The sequence below is a fragment of the Paraglaciecola aestuariivivens genome, from assembly GCF_052983255.1.
The window spans coordinates 268,162-286,833 of the sequence record NZ_JBRKBA010000006.1 but is presented as its reverse complement, the minus strand read 5'-3'; the positions used below and the strand labels follow the sequence as shown (position 1 = coordinate 286,833).

Below are 18,672 nucleotides of genomic sequence, written 5' to 3'. Positions count from 1 at the left end.
ACTGACAAATTATATGAAAAAAATTCAAGCCAGTGATGAACGTAGTAGAAGTTTTTTTATCAATATTACCGTTGTCATAGTATTTGTCAGCCTAATGTTAGGGTTTCTTGTGTACTTAAATAACGAGACCCCCAATATCAAAAAATTGGCGTTAGAGAATTTAGCGGAAAGATTTGCCACAGGAGTCAGTAATGCACATTGGCAATGGCAAGGAGAAGGCAGGCCACAAATTGTTGTTCTGATCACCTATGCAAATAAGCTTGGGAATGATAAAACTTTAGTAGAAACCAATAGACGTCCGATTTTCATGAGCCACTTGGGTTGGCCTAAAGCAGAGCCTAGCGCCAAAGGTTGTGCCGATATTTGGAACATGGTGCTAAATGTACCCATGGAAATTGAAGGATTTAAAGTTTTTGCAGAATATTTTGACGGGGTTAAATTAAGCGACAATGCGTTGCATTCCATTTGCCGCTATCGACTATCAACTGGTCCTTATTTCGAATATTCCATCTATTCGGGGAAAGTGACCAAAGTGAAACAATGAGAATTTATTAAGATGAATGCCACACTAAGCAGGAGCATATTAAGATGAATAAGCTAAGCAAAACAACAGGTAAGACTGTGCACAAAAATCACGGTTTTACCTTAATTGAGTTAGTCATAGTAGTAGTTATATTAGGTCTATTGGCCGCCACTGCTTTACCTAGACTACTTGATGTAACAGCCGATGCTGAAGATGCCACTGTAGACGGTGTAGCCGGTGGTTTTGCAACAGGTGTTGGGCTAGTGCGAGCTGAGTGGGAGCTTGAAGGCCGACCAAAAGAAAACAATGCCACCAATTCCACCTTTGTTACCATTGAAGGTATTCAAATTGGGGTCGATAAAGATACAGGCTATCCAACAGGTCAGTTAGATACAGACAGTAGCAGTGAAGATACCCAAATGAGCACTTTAGATTGCGAAAGTATTTTTAATCTCATAATGCAAAGTGCCCCTACTATTACTTCTGATTGGACTGAGCGACCTTTTGAAGACCATAGATATTTTACCCGAGTAAGTACAGATTCGGGCTCGGGCGGCAATGACGTTTGTTATTATTACCTAACTCAAACCATTAAAAACCGTACCAACGAGCCTACAGATAACCAAGCGGGCAATGGTTTTATTTACGACCCTAGAATTGGTCAGGTTATAGTATTTAGTAACAATTAGCAGTAAAGTTTAATTGTCAATTTAGGGGTAGAACTAAAATATAGTGTTATCAGTTTCTTACCATTAATACTTAGGTATGAAATAAAATAACCTATAATAAAATAACCTATTGGCGTTTATGTATGTTTTGATGGTATAAAACATTTATGAATTTCAGGGACTTAAACAAAATTTTCGGTAGAGGAACAGTATAATGAAACAACAAAGTGGTTTTACCCTAATAGAATTGATTATTGTAATCGTCATTTTAGGTATTTTAGCCGTAACAGCGGCACCTAAATTTATAGACATTCAAGGTGATGCTACGGCCTCTACTTTGAAAGGGGTTAAAGCCGCAGTTCAAGGTGGGGCGCAGCTAGTGTATGCAAAAGCTGCCATTGCCGGAAAGCAAAAGAATGCACATACAACTGACGCTACATCTGAAGTTACTGTCAATGGCCAAACAGTAGATATAGATTTTGGTTATCCAGATGCTGAAAGTGTAACAACATCTACAATTTTAAATTATTGGGTAGACATTAACAGCACTGAATTTACCTTAGTTCCAGGAACAGGAACAGGTACAGCAACAGTACCAGCTGCTGGAACCTTTGCGATTATCCCTGCTAGCGGCTCACCTACTACTGACTATACTCTTACTGCAGAAACTGGGTTAAGCTGCCATGTTTTATATACTGAAGCAACAAGTTCAACTACAGGTCCAGTTGTGACAGTGGTTTCAGGCGGTTGTTAACACCTTATAGAGCATAATCATTTAGAGGGAGCGTTTGCTCCCTCTTCTGTTTACACCCTAGCCTTTTGAGTACTATGCCGCGAAATTAGCCAATATGCCCAAGATCCAACATCACACTAACAGACATGCAGGTTTCACTCTGGTTGAGCTGATCATTGTGATTATCTTGATAGGGGTGTTAGCGGTATCTGCCTTTAGTCGATTTAGCGGCACATCAGGCTTTGTTGAATACACATATCAAGCAAGATTAATTTCTGCCTTACGCAATATGCAAACTCGGGCCATGTTTGATAACAGAGCGAATTTTTGTTTCAAACTTATCTTTGACCAAAGCACCCCAGCCTTTGGCCCCCCAGTCTTAAATTATGCTCCTGTAGGTAATGCAGCTGATACTTGTGGCAACAGCATAGACTTTAGCAACCCAGATTACCTAGCCACCAGCTCTACCGAAATGACTTCAGAAGGCGTGGCTATAACCACAACACCAAGTTTTAATTGGGTAAATTTTGATAACTTAGGCCGACCATCCATAGATTCATCTGACTGTTCTGGTACTTGTAAAATCACCTTAAGCGGTGAGTCAGCCGTGTCGGTATGCATTGAGCCACAGGGGTTTATCCATGCCTGCGAATAACACTAAAGGTTTTACCTTAATTGAACTTGTCATAGGCATTATTGTTTTTTCCATTGCCTTGAGCTTATTTACCTCACTCATTGTGCCCCAAGCTATTCGTAGTGTAGATCCGATTTTTCAGGTACGCGCGGCTGAGTTAGCTCAGTCATTAATGAGCGAAATCAGTGGTAAATCTTTTGATGAAAAGTCAGACCGTACCGGCGGAAGCTCACTATGTGATGCCAGCTGCATTGGCACTATAAATTTAGGGCCAGATGGCGAGTCGCGTGAAAGTTTTGATGATGTGGACGATTATCACGGGCTCACAGAGTCAGACAGCTCAATAAAAAATGCCTTAAATCAAAACATAGAAATAACCGATGGCCATTTATATCAAGGCTTTAGTGTAGCAGTGAGTGTTGTTTACGATGCCAATATGGATGGCGTAGCTGATACTGTGGTGGGCAACACTAAATTAATTACTGTGACTGTTACTACCCCTAACGATGAACAAATTATTTTTTCGAGCTTTAGGAGTAATTATTAATGTTTACTCCTAAGCGCGCAGCAGCTCAAGGCTTCACCCTAGTAGAACTCATTACTGTAATTATAGTTTTGGGGGTAGTCTCGGTTGGTATTTCTGGGTTTATTCGCACTGGGGTCGACATTTATTCAGATAATACTCAGCGCGATCAATTATTAGGCGACAGCCGCTTTGTGATGGAAAGGCTAAGCCGCGAATTACGTGGCGCCATTCCTAATAGTGTAAGAGTCGCAGTAAATGGCAGTAATAGCATTCACTGCTTAGAATTTGTGCCAGCACTATGGGTGAGCTTTTATAGCACTTTACCCGTCACACCAGATACCAGCACTAGTGCCAATATTTTTGCTTTTGCCGACAACCCCAGTGGCTTTGATCTAGCGGCAGGAGATTTTGCCGTGGTTTATCCCACTTCAACTGAGCAAGTGTACGATCCTTCTTTTAATAAACGTATAGAAATCACCGACTGTACGGATCAGGGCGATACTGCAGGCGGCACCAATAGTTGTAGCACCAATGATGATCCTAATGGTTTGGCTAACTTAACCTTAGCGGGTCCCTTTGCCGATCACTCACCAGCATCTAGATTGTTTATTGCCAGAAACACAGTCAGCTATTGTGCTAATAGCAATGGCACTGTGTACAGAGTAGAAAATAGTAACTTTACTAACACTCAAGTGATACATAGTTCGGGTGACTTAATGGTGCAAAACCTGAATAACGACCTAAGCCTAACTAACGAAGCCCCCTTTACAGTGGCCGAGGCCACCTTAAGTCGAAATAGCTTAGTGCAAATATTATTAGCCTTTAAGCGTGAAGAAGAAATTGTCAACTTTTCAACAGAGGTACATATTCCTAATGTGCCTTAATACTGATTTTACCTATTCATCTAAAAGCTTAGCTAAACAACAAGGCAGCATGTTGGTCATTGCGTTATTTGTGATTATAGTTTTAGGGTTATTGGGCATAACCCTTACACGCTTATTGGCCGCCTCTTCAGACAGCATAATTCATGAAGTTTTAGGCCAACGTGCCTTTAATGCAGCCAAGTCTGGTATAGATTGCGCAGTAGCGGCTCAGTTTGGGGCCGGTTGCAGTCAGCCAACTAGTTTTACCTTTAATGGCGTGCCTGGATTAGAAAACTGCAGTTATTCTGTAATAAGCAACAATACCGCAGTGCAAGATGGGGCTAAAAACTTTACTCATTGGTCTTTTACCAGTACCGGGCAATGTACTGCAGGTAAAATCATGGTCAGTCGAACGGTGTATATAGATGCAAAGTTATAAAGTGGTTACTCGAGTATCTAAAACTAAATTAGCTAACTCAATTTTATGCTTGATATTGCTTAGTGTCTTTTCGAGCTTGGCTTTTTCGCAAGCGGTTTCTGTACCACTAGTAGAGTATCGATTTGATGAATTAGAGTACGGTGACGTCGAAAACGAAATCATCGACAGCACTAGTGGTTTGCACGGCAGAGCAAAATCTTCTCAACCCGCAACAGGCAAGATTTGTAATGCCATAGATCTGAGCGCCACTGGAACCAGTGACTATGCGGTGTTGCACCAAAATGCCCTTAATGGACAGGGTAACTTTACGATTTCTGTATGGGCTAAAACCAGTACTAGCCGATTACAAACCATCTTATCAGGCGCGGGCACTGATCTTAACGACCTAATCATGGTGCTGACCAACAACACCACTTTTACTCCATATTTAAAAAGCACTTATTATGGCGATATTAGTATAAATTCAGTGTCTGATAATCAATGGCATCATTTGGTATGGACTAGGAAAAATGCCCAAAGTTGTTTTTACTTAAATGGGGTATTAATGGGTTGCCTCACCCAAACCAGTGCGGCCTTACAGATCCAAAGTTTAATTTTAGGTCAAGAGCAGGACAGTTTGGGTGGTGGCTTCGAAGCAAGCCAAGCTTTTGATGGTTTGCTTGATGAGTTATTAATTTACGATTCTGCACTTACCGCAAGGCAAATTGATACTCTTTACAACTATCAAAATGCCGGCCTAAATTACGATGGTAGTGCACGTAGTTGTCTTGATCCCTCACCTGTCGCGCTTTATGAGTTTGAACAAGAAAGTTGGAGCAATCCTGGGGATATTTTAGATTCAACTACTAATGCTAACCACGCTAGCCCTGTTGGCGGTGTGGCTCCACTTAAAGACGAGCCTAACCAAATTTCTTGCCGGGTTTTAGATGTACCTAAAAACCTTTCTAATACTCAATACGACGCCATAGACACAGGCATAGATCCCAATAATTTAGATAACAAGGGCACTATTTCTTTTTGGTATAAATCCAATGAAAATTGGAATTCAGGCAACCACAGATTTTTGTTTGACGCTTCAGAAGTCACATCTAGTGCGCCCAAACGCTTTTACCTTGCCATTAACAACAGTGGAGCATTGCAGTTTGGCTTGCAAGATACAGGTGGCGGGCAAGCGTTATTGGTAACCAACAACCTAAGTTATAGCGCTAATCAATGGGTACATGTAGCCGCGGCTTGGGATCTCTCCACCAATCAATATGCCATTTATTTAAACGGGGTAGCTGCCACTATCGCTTCATCTACTAATAGTATAACCAATACTACCTTAGGCAACGTAGATACCCTGTATGTAGGGGATAACCGCAGCCCTTATTTTTCTAATGCAGGTAATTCAGCTAATGGTCAAATTGATAACCTAAGAGTTTACCGAGTATTCCAAAAAACTTTGGCGATAACAGCCGACATGAACGATGTCACCACTTGCCACTTTAACCCTATAGCTGAGTATCGATTTGACGAGTTTGAATATAGCGATGTAGAAAATGAAGTCATTGACAGTATAAGTGGCTTAAATGGTAGAGCCAAGCTGAGCCAGCCGGTGCCAGGCAAAGTATGTAATGCTGTAGATCTAAGTGTAAATAGCATTAACGACTATGTGATTCTAAATGAAAATACTTTAACAGGACAAAGTGATTTTTCTGTCTCTATGTGGGTTAAAACCAGTAAAACTGCGGTGCAAAGTATGTTGTCTGGCGCTGGGGCCAGCGACAATGACTTACTGATGTTTTTTTCTAATAGCCAGACTTTCACACCATTTTTAAAAGGGGCATCGAATGGCAGTGTATCCACTACTAATATTGCCGATAACAGTTGGCATCACTTAGTTTGGACTAGACAAGGGGATCAGAGTTGTTTGTATTTTGATAAAACCTTAATGGGTTGTGTAACCCAATCTAGCAATGCCTTAAGCATTCAAAGTCTCATATTAGGCCAAGAACAAGATAATGTAGGCGGTGGTTTTGATGCAGCCCAGGCCTATGATGGTTTAATTGATGAATTATTGATTTTCCATTACGCCTTAGATTTAACAGGGGTAAGTGATGTTTTTGATAATCAGAATGCTGGCTTAGGTTACGATGGCAGTTTGCGCATCTGTCCGGACCCAGATCCTGAGGTGTTTTATCAATTTGAACAACAAAGCTGGACGACTGCAGGGGATGTAATCGATTCATCTGATAATTTATATGATGGCGACCCCATAGGTGCTGTTAATCCTATCTTTGAAGAATTAAATCAAAAATCTTGTCAAGCCTTAGATGTACCAAGCAATATTTCTAGCACTGAATTTGCTGCGGTAAATACAGGCTTTGATCCTAATACCTTTAACACTAAAGGTACGATTTCATTTTGGTATAAATCAAATGAAAATTGGAACAGTGGCAACCATAGATACTTATTTGATGCATCAGACGCCAGCGCAACCAATCCCGCCTATTTTTTAATGACAATTCATAATTCAGGAGAGCTACTTTTTGCATTACAAGACGATACAGGCGGCCAAAGTATAATAACCACTAATGCCTATACTTTTAGCGCCGATGAATGGGTACATATTGCCGCATCATGGGATCTTCAAACCAATAGTTATGCTATTTTTGTCAATGGCGCTCAAGCCACCATAGCCTCTAATTCTAATAGCATCGCCAGTAGTGTTTTAGGAGAATTAGCCAGTCTGTATATAGGGGATAATCGTAGTAATTACTTTAGTAATTACGGTAATTCAGCCAATGGTCAATTTGATGATTTTCGCATCTATAATTACCCTCAAACTGCTGAGCAGGTAAACAATGATGCCAATGCACTTAGCCCATGTAGTTTAGACTTATTAAGCCATTATCAATTTGAGCAAGAAAGTTGGCCGAATGCAGGAGATGTACTGGATTCCTCAGTCAATGCCTATAATGGTACAGCCATAGGCAATAATGTCAGTTCAATCTTAAAAACCGATCAAATTGCCTGCCGCTATTTAGATGTACCCCAAAATACTTCTGCCACAAGTTTTGATGCCATAGATACCGGCATAAAAGCCAGCACTATAGGCAATAAAGGCACAATTTCTTTTTGGTATCGCAGCAATGAAGCCTGGAACTCAGGCAATGCAAGGCAATTTTTTGATGCCTCTACTCAAAGTGCCAGTAACCCCGATCCCAATAAGCACTTTTTTATGGCCTTAACTAGCACTGGACAATTGCAGTTTAGTTTAGAAGATAAAAACGATAAACATATGACGGCTACCACTAACAATAGCTTTGATACTGCTGCCGACACTTGGACGCATATTGCTGTTAGTTGGAGTTTACCTGATAGAAGTGTACAAATTTTAGTTAACGCCGTTCCACTAGGTATAACCTACGACAAAAGCTCTAGTCTACATACCCAAATATCCGATACAGCCACACTATATTTGGGTGACAATAGAACCAACTATTTTCAATTTGATAGCACTGGCAACTCTGCCAATGGCCAATTTGATGACGTGCGCATATACCAAGTGGTGCAAAGCACAGCAGCCATCAGTCAAGATATGAACGACACTGAAAGCTGCCAAGCTGTGGATCATTACCGCATTGAACATGATACCAAAGGTTTTACCTGTGAAGCCGAGGCCATCACCATAAAAGCCTGTGCTGATGAAACCTGCAGTACTTTATATTCTACTGCGGCATCTATTACGCTTTCACCTTCTGGTTGGAGTGGTGGCGATACTATTACTTTTACCGAACAAATTAATACCACTTTAAGTGTCACAGATGCAGGCACAATAACGTTTACTAAAAGTACTGCCTCGCCTGAAGCTGACTTACGTTGTTTTAATGGCAGCGTAGAAACCTGCAACATGGAGTTTGTAGATGATGGATTTGAGTTTTCAGATGCCAATGGTGGTGCCAGTCTGCCTGACCAACTGGCAGAAGCCAACATCACTAACGTCAATTTACGCGCAATTCGAAATAATAATGGGGTTTGCCAAGGTCTGTTAGCAGGAGAGCAAGATGTTACCCTGATTTACGATTGTGACGATCCTAATGTATGTCAAACTCCTTTTGCGGGCATAGCCGTAGCGGGTGATGGCAGTGGTGAAAGTTCGGGCACAGTTCGCTTAAATTTTGATATTAATGGGGTCGCCTCGTTATCTGGGCTTAGTTATGCCGATGCTGGGCGCGTAAAAATCAAAGCTGAAGCAGAAATTAACAATGTCACTTTTACCGCCACCACTAATGGTGAACCCATAGATTTTTATCCTAGCTACCTTGCCTTAAGCGTGACAGATACTGCCCTTAATTATTCTGCCACGGCCAACGAAAATAATTATATAGCAGGTAAAGACTTTACCTTAGTGATAGGTGCCTATGGCGTAAATGATGGGTTATTACCCAACTATCAAATTAAAGATTCTAGATTAAAAGTTAGCCGACTTGCACCAGATAGCGGCGGTGCTAATGGAACATTTAGATACGCCAATTCTGCCTTTAAACTGGCAACTTTAGCTGCAACTTTTGAAACCACCAATAACCTTACGTTTAGCGGCGGAGAATATCGTTACGCCAATGCCTATTATTCTGAAGTGGGGCGAATTGAAATAGATGCCCAAGATAACGATTATTTGGGCAACCAAATCAACTCAAATGGAAGCTTAGTATTAGGTAACTTTTTCCCAGCCTATTTTGACTTAGCCGTCACCACTCAACCGGTGCTAGCTGATACCTGCAGTGCTTTTAGTTATTTAGGTGAGGAAATCGACTTTGCCACAGATCCTGTGTTGACTATGACAGCCTACAATGCGCTTGATCAAATCACCCAAAATTACACTGCCAGCACCACTGCCAACAACAATAGCTGGAACTATTTTCCCACTCAAAGCCTGTTAAATTCTGCTTTAAGTTATGTTGATAGTTCCACTTATACCAGCACGGGCACTGCAAGTGTTATGAGCTTAGGTGACGCGCCTATTGTTTCAGATAACAATGGATTTGATGGCTCAGGTAAAAGGCCGCTTTACCTATGACAAAGTAGACGGCACAGGATTAGCCTACGCCAAAGTCTCGCCTTTTGCCGCCAATATAGACTTAGTTTTTAACGCTGCCTTTTTTAACCAAAACTTTGTGGGTCGAGGCGGCACTCAAAGTATTTGTTATAAAGACAATTATGCCAGTACCAGTTGTAATGGACTTACCATTGCCGATGTACAAGGCACAGAAATTCGTTATGGCCGACTTGTGTTAGAAAGTACCTATGGCCCCGAAACAGAATCTTTAAATGTTCCTATAAAATCTGAATACTTTAGCAATAATCAATGGCTGCTAAACACAGATGATAGTTGCACTAGCATTGCGTTTACTGAGGCCAACAATCAAATTGTTTTGACTGCAATAGACAACGACATTACTAATCTAGTTGGAGCGGTAGAAAGCCAAGGCCAGTTGCTTAATGGCTTGCCAGTAGGAGACCAACTGACCTTAGCGGCACCCTGCTCAGGAGGAACTTGTACCCAAGGACAATTGCAGCTCTCGTTAGACCCCACAGCCACTAACATTGATTGGCCAACTCATCTAAATTACGACTGGAACGCAGATGGCAAAATCGATACCAGTGACTTTCCTAAAGCCATTGTCAGTTTTGGACAATTTAGAGGAAATGACAAAATCATCCAATGGCGCGAAGTATTTCATTAACAGCTAAAGCAATTAAAACTCACTCAGAGCAAGCTTAATTGCTTAGCTAAGCTCTGGCATTTTTAAAACATGGCTAGCAGAAAGTTAAGACTTTTAGCAGCAATCAGATAAAAACTATCTAAAAGCGCTATTTTTATCACATTGAGTGCCTTGCACCCTTGCCCAAACTAAGGGGCATTGGTACAGTTACAGCAATTCAATTCAATTAATTAAAGTGCGGTTTTTTCATGTTTAAAAAGCTACGGGGAATGTTTTCCAACGATTTGTCAATTGACCTCGGTACAGCAAATACACTTATCTATATTAAAGATCAGGGTATTGTTCTTAATGAGCCTTCAGTGGTGGCTATTCGTCAAGAACGTGCAGGTGGCCCTAAAAGTGTGGCGGCTGTAGGGAGTGAAGCTAAACGTATGTTAGGCAGAACGCCTGGCAACATTAAAGCCATTCGCCCAATGAAAGATGGGGTAATTGCCGACTTTTATGTTACCGAAAAAATGCTGCAGCATTTTATTAAACAAGTACACGACAATAACTTTTTAAGACCTAGTCCCAGAGTACTAGTTTGTGTACCTTGTGGCTCTACTCAGGTAGAACGCCGTGCCATTCGTGAATCTGCCTTAGGTGCGGGTGCACGAGAAGTCTACTTAATTGATGAGCCTATGGCGGCGGCTATTGGTTCTGGCTTACCTGTATCAGAAGCGACAGGTTCAATGGTGGTAGATATAGGTGGTGGTACCACTGAAGTGGCCATTATTTCATTAAACGGCATAGTCTACTCATCATCAGTACGTATTGGTGGTGACAAGTTTGACGAAGCGATTATTTCTTACATTAGACGTAATTTTGGTTCACTTATTGGTGAAGCCACAGCCGAAAGAATAAAACATGAAATTGGTGCCGCTTACCCAGGTGAAGAAGTTAAAGAAATTGAAGTAAGAGGGCGTAACTTGGCTGAAGGTGTACCTCGTGGGTTTACCTTAAATAGCAATGAAATTCTTGAAGCCTTGCAAGAGCCATTAACTGGCATAGTGTCTGCAGTAATGGTGGCGCTTGAACAATCACCGCCAGAATTGGCCTCGGATATTTCAGAGCGCGGCATGGTGTTAACAGGTGGTGGCGCTTTATTAAAAGATCTCGATCGATTATTAATGGAAGAAACTGGGATCCCAGTAGTGATTGCTGATGATCCTCTTACCTGCGTAGCCCGTGGAGGTGGTAAAGCCTTTGAAATGATCGATATCCACGGAGGCGATCTCTTTAGTTTCGAGTAGTCACTATAGAAAAGCCCCAACATCCAAGGTGACCTTTGGTCACCTTTAGGCGAACAAACATGAATTTAATGTTTTCAAACGAACCTTCTCTACCACACAGGCTAGCCTTAGCCTTGGTATTGTCGGTTGCCTTAATTGTGTTTGATCACAAATTCGATGGCTTTGGTAGCACCCGGGTTTACCTCAATTCCTTAGTTAGCCCATTACAATATTTAGCCAACTTACCTGGGCAAATGTTAAATGCTAGTGCTGGGCGTTTTGTTTCTCACCAGCGTTTATTAAATGACAATGCCAAACTCACCCACGATGCATTGTTAATGAATGGGCAATTACAACGTCTGGTATTTTTACAAGAAGAAAACCGTAGACTCAGAAGTTTGCTGAATACCCCAGTAGAAGATAACACCCGCAAAGTTGTGGCTGAGCTAATGGCGGTTGATAACAACCCCTACAGCCATCAAATTGTGATTAATAAAGGCGCGATTAATGGGGTGTTTGAAGGCCAACCTGTATTAGATGAAAACGGCATAGTGGGTCAAATCATGCAGGTAAGCTCGACCAATAGCCGTGTGTTATTAATTGCAGATGTGACTCATGCTATTCCCGTTAGAGTAGCACGTAACAATGTCAGGCTAGTGGTGTCGGGCTCGGGCAGTTTAAAGCAGTTGCTGATCCAGCATGTACCTCACAGTAGTGACCTCAAAGTCGGTGATTTACTATTATCTTCTGGCTTAGGCCAAGTGTTTCCTGAAGGTTACCCTGTGGCCACTATTACCTCTATTGTGCGCGACGAAAGCCGACCTTTTGCGCAAATTAAAGCTGAGCCTGTGGCTAAACTAGACAGGTTAAAGTACTTGTTATTAATTTGGTCTGAGCGCACCTCGGCACTAGATAAAACTAGTGAGGCAAGCGCACCATGAGCATCAGGCATTATACTATTACCTTAAGCATATTAGTGGCACTGGTGTTACAGATTATGCCTATGCCTGCCATAGTCGATCTATTTCGACCTGATTGGGTATTGTTGGTTCTGAGTTACTGGACTTTGGCTTTACCTAATAGAGTCAATGTGGGTGTGGCGTTTTTCACAGGCTTGATCTTAGATATTCTGCTTGGCACCAGTATGGGTGTTCATAGCTTTGCCATGAGCCTTAGCATTTACGTGTTAGCCACCAATTATAAACGCTTACGCAATTATTCAGTATGGCAGCAATCTATTATCATAGGGGTAATAGTTGCGTTATATAATCTAGTGATTTTTTGGTTACAACACTTGCTCACCGATATTTACTTTTTATTGGATTATCTGTGGCCAGTAGCCAGCTCTATGATTATTTGGCCTTGGCTATTTTGGCTGTTACGTAGAGTACGCCGTCAACTTAGAATACGTTAACTATGTTAATTTTAGCCTCGCAATCTCCTAGGCGTGCCGAGTTACTCAAGCAGTTAGGGGTAGATTTTATTCAACAAGCCGTCAATCTTGACGAGTCGCTAATGCCAAATGAATCGGCACAGGATTATGTTTGGCGCTTGGCAGAACAAAAAGCCGCTTTAGGCTTTACTCAACAATCAACTGTTGCTTGCGTATTAGGGGCTGACACCATAGTCGTTGCCAACCAACAGATACTGGGTAAACCTAAAGATAAACTAGACTTTGCCGCTACCATGCGCACTTTATCTGATAGCAGTCATCAAGTATTTACTGCAGTGAGCCTCATCAATCAATCTCAACAAAAAACCTTATTAGTTGAAACCAAGGTGCACTTTGGCCCTCTAACCAAACAGCAAATTGAGCATTATTGGCAAACAGGTGAGCCGCAAGATAAAGCTGGCGGCTATGGTATCCAAGGTATAGGTGGAAAATTTGTGAAACAGATAGAGGGCAGTTATAGCGCTGTAGTAGGCTTACCTCTATATCAAACCAATCAGCTTTTAACCGAATTTGGGCTAATCAATGAGTGCTGAATTATTAATTAATGTTACCCCCTCTGAGTCTAGAGTTGCCTTAATTGAAAATGGAATTTTGCAAGAAATTCACATAGAAAGGCACACTAAACGTGGGCTAGTGGGCAACATTTATCGTGGCAAAGTGAGTCGAGTGTTACCTGGCATGCAGGCCGCTTTTGTAGATATAGGATTAGACAAAGCCGCATTTTTACACGCCTCAGACATAGTGGTACATAGTGAAGTAGAAGAAGACGTTTCACCCAATCACATTGAAAAACGAGACATTCGTGAGCTAGTTCGAGATGGACAAAACATAGTCGTTCAGGTGGTAAAAGACCAAATTGGTACTAAAGGCGCACGCCTAACCACAGACATTACCATTCCGTCGCGTTACTTAGTCTTTATGCCTAGTGTTGAACATGTTGGGGTTTCACAGCGAATTGAAGATGAAACCGAAAGAGAACGTTTAAAATCTTTAGTGCAAGGCTTTTGCAGTGAAGACGGTGGCTTTATTTTACGTACAGCCGCTGAAGGAGTAAAAGAACAAGAGCTCACCCAAGATGCCGACTTTTTAAAACGTCTATGGCAAAAAATTCGTTCACGCATGAAAAATAAGTCACACATTTTGTACGAAGATTTACCCTTAGCAAGGCGAGTCTTACGCGACTTTGTTGGCACTCAACTTGACCGTATTCGAATCGATTCAAAATTATCTTTGCAAGAGCTGCAGGTATTTACCAAAGAATATGTGCCTGAGCTGCACAAGTTACTCGAGTATTACCCTGGTGAACGGCCTATTTTTGATTTATACGATGTTGAAAATGAGTGCCAGCGCTCATTAGAGCGACGCGTAGATTTAAAATCTGGCGGTTATTTAATTATTGACCAAACCGAAGCCATGACCACTATTGATATTAATACTGGGGCCTTTGTTGGACATAGAAATCTCGAAGAAACCATATTTAATACCAACATTGAGGCAACCTCTGCCATTGCACGGCAATTACGCTTACGTAATTTAGGTGGCATGATATTAATCGACTTTATCGATATGACTGATGAAGATCACAAAAGGCGAGTGATCCATAGCTTAGAAATGGCGACCAGCAAAGATAGAGCTAAAATTAATATTCATGGCTTTACCGCGTTAGGCTTAATCGAAATGACACGCAAGCGCACCAGAGAGAGTTTAGAGCACATATTGTGTGGTGAATGCCCAGCGTGCAAAGGCCGTGGTTCGATTAAAACAGTAGAAACCGTGTGTTTTGAAATTATGCGAGAAATCGTTAGGGTCAATCGCGCTTACGATGCTGATCGTTTTGTGGTTTATGCCTCACCCGCTGTAGCTGAAGCTTTGTTAGGTGAAGAGTCACACATGTTAGCTGAACTAGAAGTATTCGTGACTAAGCAAATTAAGGTCCATACTGAACTGTTATACAACCAAGACAAATTTGACGTTGTCATGATGTAAAGTGAGCTAAATGGCAAATACTCCTAAAAATGGCGCTTATTATGTGGCCTACATCATAAAAAAACTATGGGCCTTATTGGCTATTAGTTTAGTTGTGGTGGCTGTGGGTATTAGCTTATTGCGATATTCGCTTCCGTACATGCAACAACAAAAACATCATGTAGAGCAATGGTTGTCTAGCCAAATTGGGGCCGAATTAAGCATTGCTGAAATCTCAGCTAAATGGCAAGGATTAGGCCCGGCCATAGTGCTGCGTGATCTTCGACTTGTAGATAGTCAGCAATCTCCTATCAGCCTGTCTATTGCGGAAACCGCCATTGAAGTCGACTTTTGGCAATCTGTACTTGGTTTGCAGTTGCAAGCAAATAAGTTTGATTTAAAAGCCCTAGAATTAAATTTAAATTTACCTTCTTTTGAACAAAAAGAAGCCGAATACCCCATAGTAGAAGCCCTAGAAAAGTTGTTTTTACAGCAACTGCAAATGTTTTCTATCAGTCAAAGTAAAATCATTATTAATACCGCCAATGCCCAGCAGCAAGTGGTGTTAATTGACCAAGTATCTTGGGTTAACAAAGAAGATCATCACCAAGGCACGGGTGAGCTGCAAATAGAAGAAATTGCTAAAAATTCCGTGTCTTTTGTATTGGACTTATATGGTCAAAAAGATGAAATTTTTGGCACCTTTTTCGCCCAAGGAGCAGAAATAGACCTCTCACCTTGGGTAAGCCAATGGATTATTAGTGACCATCAACTTATTGAAAGTCGTGGCAGTTTTGTTATGTGGGCCAGCATAGAAGAAAAGTCCCTCAAGTCAGTGCAGTTAGACTTTTCTAAAAGTCGTTTTCATTGGCAAGATCCTACTGCCGAGCCAGCAGAACTAGAGGTGCAATTAGAAGTATTAGCTGGGCAACTCAACGCGCGCCCACTGAATGACGAATGGATTTTTAATCTCAACAACCTTAACCTAGAAGTCAATCAGAATGAATTACTAAGCAATTGGCAAGGTAAAATTAGCCCTGTTAGCGGTTTGAGCTTACAACACCAAGACTTTCTCCAAATAGAAGCCTTGCTACCCATGTTTAGCTTAGCCTTACCCGCTGAGCCTATGGCAATGTTACAAGCGCTGGATCCAAAGGCTAGATTAAGTCAGCTTTATCTTAATCAAGATCAGGCTGGTAACTTAGCCCTAAAAGCTCATTTAGATAATATGCAATGGCAACAAGCCATGGGCCTACCTGGCATGCAGAATGTTTCATCTGAACTGCATTGGTATAACTCAGAAGGTCGCTTACACCTAAAAAGTAAAGCCGATACCTTAGCCATAGATTCATTGCTTGCCAATAATATTCCTTATCAACGCTTTGAAGCCAAACTGTATTTTCAAACCTCAGAACACGACTTTAGTGTTGCACTGCACGATAGTTTTTTTAAAAGCCAGCTTATCAATCTTCATCCTAGTGCTTTTTACCGTAGTGTAGATAACCATTTGGCCTTAACTTTAAGGGTCGAGAATACCCAAGTATCTCAACTGCCTAAACTTTATCCTAGTGAGTTAATGGGCGTTGAGACACGGGATTATTTAGTCGCGTCTTTCACTCAAGGGCAGGTCAAAGGTGCCCAAATATTGTGGCATGGCGCATTAAATGAATTTCCTTATGCGCAAAATCAAGGGTTGTTTCAAGCTCAAGTGCAAATTGAACAAGGGGAATTAAAGTTTGACCCCAACTGGCCTGCTCTAACTAACCTTTCTTTAGACCTGTGGTTTGAAAACCAAAGTTTAACTATGCACAGCCAACAAGGTCAGTTGTTAAATGTGCAGTTAGCCGATTTAACTGCCCAAATCCCACATTTGGCAGAAAACGCCACCCTAAGTATAGATGTGTTGTCCCATGCAACGGGTCAACAAATTACCGAGCTAATGTTACAAAGCAGCATTGCTGATTCTTTAGGTAAGACCCTAGAGAAAGTGCAAATTCATGGTCCATTAAAGACTGAATTAGCATTAACCATACCCTTATCTGGCGAGCAACTCATTGCAAAAGGGCGAGTTGGGCTGCAAAAAAATAGGCTAGATTTGCCCGATCTGAATATTGAGTTAACCCAAGCTTCTGGCAACTTAGATTTTATTAATGAGCAAGTCACAGCTTCGGGTTTAACAGGCAAATTATTAGATCAAGAGGTGACCTTAAATTACAGCAGCGAATTACAAAACGACATTTATCAGGCCAAGATCCAGCTAGCGGGTGACTGGCAAATTACGCCTTTGTTAACCCCATATTCTAAAAGCTTACTTAAATATTTGTCTGGGCACAGTAAATGGTCGGCTGAAATTGATTTATCATTGCCCGAAGAGGGCTACCAATATAGTGCAACTATCCTCAGTGAGTTAGACCAATTAGATTCTAAGTTGCCTAATCCTTTTGCCAAAGCTAAACAATCGAGTTTACCTTTAAAGGTCACTAGCCAGGGTAATCAACAAGCTTCGTCCATTAATATAACCTTAGGTCAACAAGTGGAATTTAATGGCAATCTGCCCCACGATACCATGCAATTTTCACGGGCCCATTTAGCCATAGGCGAATCAGACTTAATTGGCATGGGGTTAGGCTTTAGTATATCTGCGAATGTCGCTGAGTTAGACACTGCGCCTTGGTATGACGTGATAGATGCGTTAATCGATGATTTACCCGATGATGCACAGGCGCCACTTTTAGCTTCGCCCAAACGAATTTTTATTAATGCAGACGCAGCCACTATCGCCTCACAACGGGTAACAGATTTAGAAATGGTGGTGAAGAATAACTCTGACCATTGGCAATTTGATGTCAATGCAAAGCAAGCCAGAATGCAGATTGCCTTATATAAAGATTGGTTAACTAAAGGGGTAGATATACAAGCTGATTTTATTGAATTAAATCAATGGCAATCTGCCTCAGACTCAAGCAATGTAGCTGACTTTAATCCTGATCTGGCGACTCTGCCGCCGGTCAAATTTACCTGTAAACGTTGTCGCTTTAAAGACAATGATCTTGGGCAAATAGACTTTAGCCTGGCACGCTCGGCCACAGGCATGAAAATAGAAAACCTTAGGTTAAAAAACACTCATGGTTTATTTAATGGGTCGGGCGATTGGTATTTAGCTGATGGGGCTAGCAGTACTAGACTAACAGGTGACTTTAGCAGCTCAGATTTTGGTGCATTTTTACAAGACTTTAATATAAATTCGGGCATTAAAGACTCTAAAGCCAATTCAACTTTCGACATCAGTTGGCAACGCGCACCATACGAATTTAACTTTGCCAGTTTAAACGGAGAAATCGATTGGCGCTTATCAGATGGGTATTTAACAGAAGTGAGTGACAAAGGCTCACGTATATTTAGCTTACTCAGCTTAGAGTCTTTAGTGCGCAAGCTGCAATTAGACTTTAGAGACATATTTGCTAAAGGCTTTTTCTACGACAAGATGAATGGCAGTTTTCAGTTAGAAAACGGTATTGCTTACACTCAAGATACTGAAGTGGATGGTGGCGCAGGTGAAATTACCATGCAGGGTTATACCGACCTCAGCGCCCAGCAATTAAATTATCAGATAGCTTTTGCGCCTAATGTCACCTCTAGTTTGCCTGTTATTATCGCTTGGATGGTCAACCCTGCCACTGCACTGGCAGCCGTGGCCTTAGATCAAATGTTGACCTCAGCTAAAGTTATCTCAAATATTAAATTTTCTTTAACTGGCACGTTAGATGATCCACAACTTATAGAATTAGGTCGTGATAGCAAAGAAGTCACCTTACCAGCTAGAGTGCAACCACCCCCTACTGATCTAGAAAACCAAAACGATAAGGACATTCCTCTCAGTGGCGTCTAA

General features: G+C 41.5%; 15 protein-coding genes. All 15 read left to right on the top strand.

Annotated features, from left to right (window positions below):
* The first annotated feature begins 13 nt into the window (after positions 1-13).
* Positions 14-544, top strand: a complete 531-nt coding sequence (locus ACVCDT_RS11495) for a hypothetical protein (protein ID WP_447132924.1) — start codon at positions 14-16, stop codon at positions 542-544.
* 44 nt (positions 545-588) lie between these two features.
* A complete protein-coding gene (locus ACVCDT_RS11490) occupies positions 589-1,212 on the top strand; it encodes a pilus assembly FimT family protein (RefSeq protein ID WP_447132923.1) in 624 nt (207 codons plus the stop codon).
* Between the two features lie 193 nt (positions 1,213-1,405).
* Positions 1,406-1,945: a prepilin-type N-terminal cleavage/methylation domain-containing protein gene (locus tag ACVCDT_RS11485; RefSeq protein WP_447132922.1), complete on the top strand. Its 540-nt coding sequence runs from the start codon at positions 1,406-1,408 to the stop codon at positions 1,943-1,945.
* Between the two features lie 94 nt (positions 1,946-2,039).
* Complete coding sequence (locus ACVCDT_RS11480) at positions 2,040-2,579, top strand: prepilin-type N-terminal cleavage/methylation domain-containing protein (RefSeq protein ID WP_447132921.1); 540 nt, start codon at positions 2,040-2,042, stop codon at positions 2,577-2,579.
* Positions 2,566-3,105 carry a type IV pilus modification PilV family protein gene (locus tag ACVCDT_RS11475; protein WP_447132920.1) on the top strand — a complete coding sequence of 180 codons (540 nt, stop codon included), beginning with the start codon at positions 2,566-2,568 and terminating at the stop codon, positions 3,103-3,105. Before ACVCDT_RS11480 ends, ACVCDT_RS11475 begins: the two co-directional genes overlap by 14 nt.
* Positions 3,105-3,968: a prepilin-type N-terminal cleavage/methylation domain-containing protein gene (locus tag ACVCDT_RS11470; protein ID WP_447132919.1), complete on the top strand. Its 864-nt coding sequence runs from the start codon at positions 3,105-3,107 to the stop codon at positions 3,966-3,968. The genes ACVCDT_RS11475 and ACVCDT_RS11470 overlap by 1 nt, the downstream gene beginning before the upstream one ends.
* Positions 3,958-4,386 carry a pilus assembly PilX family protein gene (locus tag ACVCDT_RS11465; RefSeq protein ID WP_447132918.1) on the top strand — a complete coding sequence of 143 codons (429 nt, stop codon included), beginning with the start codon at positions 3,958-3,960 and terminating at the stop codon, positions 4,384-4,386. The genes ACVCDT_RS11470 and ACVCDT_RS11465 overlap by 11 nt, the downstream gene beginning before the upstream one ends.
* Positions 4,373-9,448 (top strand): LamG-like jellyroll fold domain-containing protein, encoded by a 5,076-nt coding sequence (locus ACVCDT_RS11460; protein WP_447132917.1) that lies wholly within the window; start codon positions 4,373-4,375, stop codon positions 9,446-9,448. Before ACVCDT_RS11465 ends, ACVCDT_RS11460 begins: the two co-directional genes overlap by 14 nt.
* A complete protein-coding gene (locus tag ACVCDT_RS11455) occupies positions 9,393-10,115 on the top strand; it encodes a DUF6701 domain-containing protein (protein WP_447132916.1) in 723 nt (240 codons plus the stop codon). Before ACVCDT_RS11460 ends, ACVCDT_RS11455 begins: the two co-directional genes overlap by 56 nt.
* A gap of 227 nt (positions 10,116-10,342) precedes the next feature.
* Positions 10,343-11,386, top strand: a complete 1,044-nt coding sequence (locus ACVCDT_RS11450; RefSeq protein ID WP_447132915.1) for a rod shape-determining protein — start codon at positions 10,343-10,345, stop codon at positions 11,384-11,386.
* 59 nt (positions 11,387-11,445) lie between these two features.
* Entirely contained in the window at positions 11,446-12,306 is an 861-nt protein-coding gene (mreC, locus tag ACVCDT_RS11445; protein ID WP_447132914.1) for a rod shape-determining protein MreC, read from the top strand.
* Positions 12,303-12,779 (top strand): rod shape-determining protein MreD, encoded by a 477-nt coding sequence (gene mreD, locus ACVCDT_RS11440; protein ID WP_447132913.1) that lies wholly within the window; start codon positions 12,303-12,305, stop codon positions 12,777-12,779. Before mreC ends, mreD begins: the two co-directional genes overlap by 4 nt.
* A 2-nt stretch (positions 12,780-12,781) precedes the next feature.
* Positions 12,782-13,351 (top strand): Maf family protein, encoded by a 570-nt coding sequence (locus tag ACVCDT_RS11435; protein WP_447132912.1) that lies wholly within the window; start codon positions 12,782-12,784, stop codon positions 13,349-13,351.
* Complete coding sequence (rng, locus tag ACVCDT_RS11430) at positions 13,341-14,804, top strand: ribonuclease G (protein WP_447132911.1); 1,464 nt, start codon at positions 13,341-13,343, stop codon at positions 14,802-14,804. The genes ACVCDT_RS11435 and rng overlap by 11 nt, the downstream gene beginning before the upstream one ends.
* A gap of 10 nt (positions 14,805-14,814) precedes the next feature.
* Positions 14,815-18,672, top strand: a complete 3,858-nt coding sequence (locus tag ACVCDT_RS11425; RefSeq protein ID WP_447132910.1) for a YhdP family protein — start codon at positions 14,815-14,817, stop codon at positions 18,670-18,672.

What these genes read in the sequence shown, in the direction of transcription:
- ACVCDT_RS11495 (WP_447132924.1), top strand. Translation starts at nt 14, where the DNA reads ATGAAAAAAATTCAAGCCAGTGATGAACGTAGTAGAAGTTTTTTTATC.
- ACVCDT_RS11475 (WP_447132920.1), top strand. Translation starts at nt 2,566, where the DNA reads ATGCCTGCGAATAACACTAAAGGTTTTACCTTAATTGAACTTGTCATA.
- ACVCDT_RS11485 (WP_447132922.1), top strand. Translation starts at nt 1,406, where the DNA reads ATGAAACAACAAAGTGGTTTTACCCTAATAGAATTGATTATTGTAATC.
- ACVCDT_RS11490 (WP_447132923.1), top strand. Translation starts at nt 589, where the DNA reads ATGAATAAGCTAAGCAAAACAACAGGTAAGACTGTGCACAAAAATCAC.
- ACVCDT_RS11480 (WP_447132921.1), top strand. Translation starts at nt 2,040, where the DNA reads ATGCCCAAGATCCAACATCACACTAACAGACATGCAGGTTTCACTCTG.
- ACVCDT_RS11460 (WP_447132917.1), top strand. Translation starts at nt 4,373, where the DNA reads ATGCAAAGTTATAAAGTGGTTACTCGAGTATCTAAAACTAAATTAGCT.
- rng (WP_447132911.1), top strand. Translation starts at nt 13,341, where the DNA reads ATGAGTGCTGAATTATTAATTAATGTTACCCCCTCTGAGTCTAGAGTT.
- mreC (WP_447132914.1), top strand. Translation starts at nt 11,446, where the DNA reads ATGAATTTAATGTTTTCAAACGAACCTTCTCTACCACACAGGCTAGCC.
- ACVCDT_RS11470 (WP_447132919.1), top strand. Translation starts at nt 3,105, where the DNA reads ATGTTTACTCCTAAGCGCGCAGCAGCTCAAGGCTTCACCCTAGTAGAA.
- mreD (WP_447132913.1), top strand. Translation starts at nt 12,303, where the DNA reads ATGAGCATCAGGCATTATACTATTACCTTAAGCATATTAGTGGCACTG.
- ACVCDT_RS11465 (WP_447132918.1), top strand. Translation starts at nt 3,958, where the DNA reads ATGTGCCTTAATACTGATTTTACCTATTCATCTAAAAGCTTAGCTAAA.
- ACVCDT_RS11435 (WP_447132912.1), top strand. Translation starts at nt 12,782, where the DNA reads ATGTTAATTTTAGCCTCGCAATCTCCTAGGCGTGCCGAGTTACTCAAG.
- ACVCDT_RS11450 (WP_447132915.1), top strand. Translation starts at nt 10,343, where the DNA reads ATGTTTAAAAAGCTACGGGGAATGTTTTCCAACGATTTGTCAATTGAC.
- ACVCDT_RS11425 (WP_447132910.1), top strand. Translation starts at nt 14,815, where the DNA reads ATGGCAAATACTCCTAAAAATGGCGCTTATTATGTGGCCTACATCATA.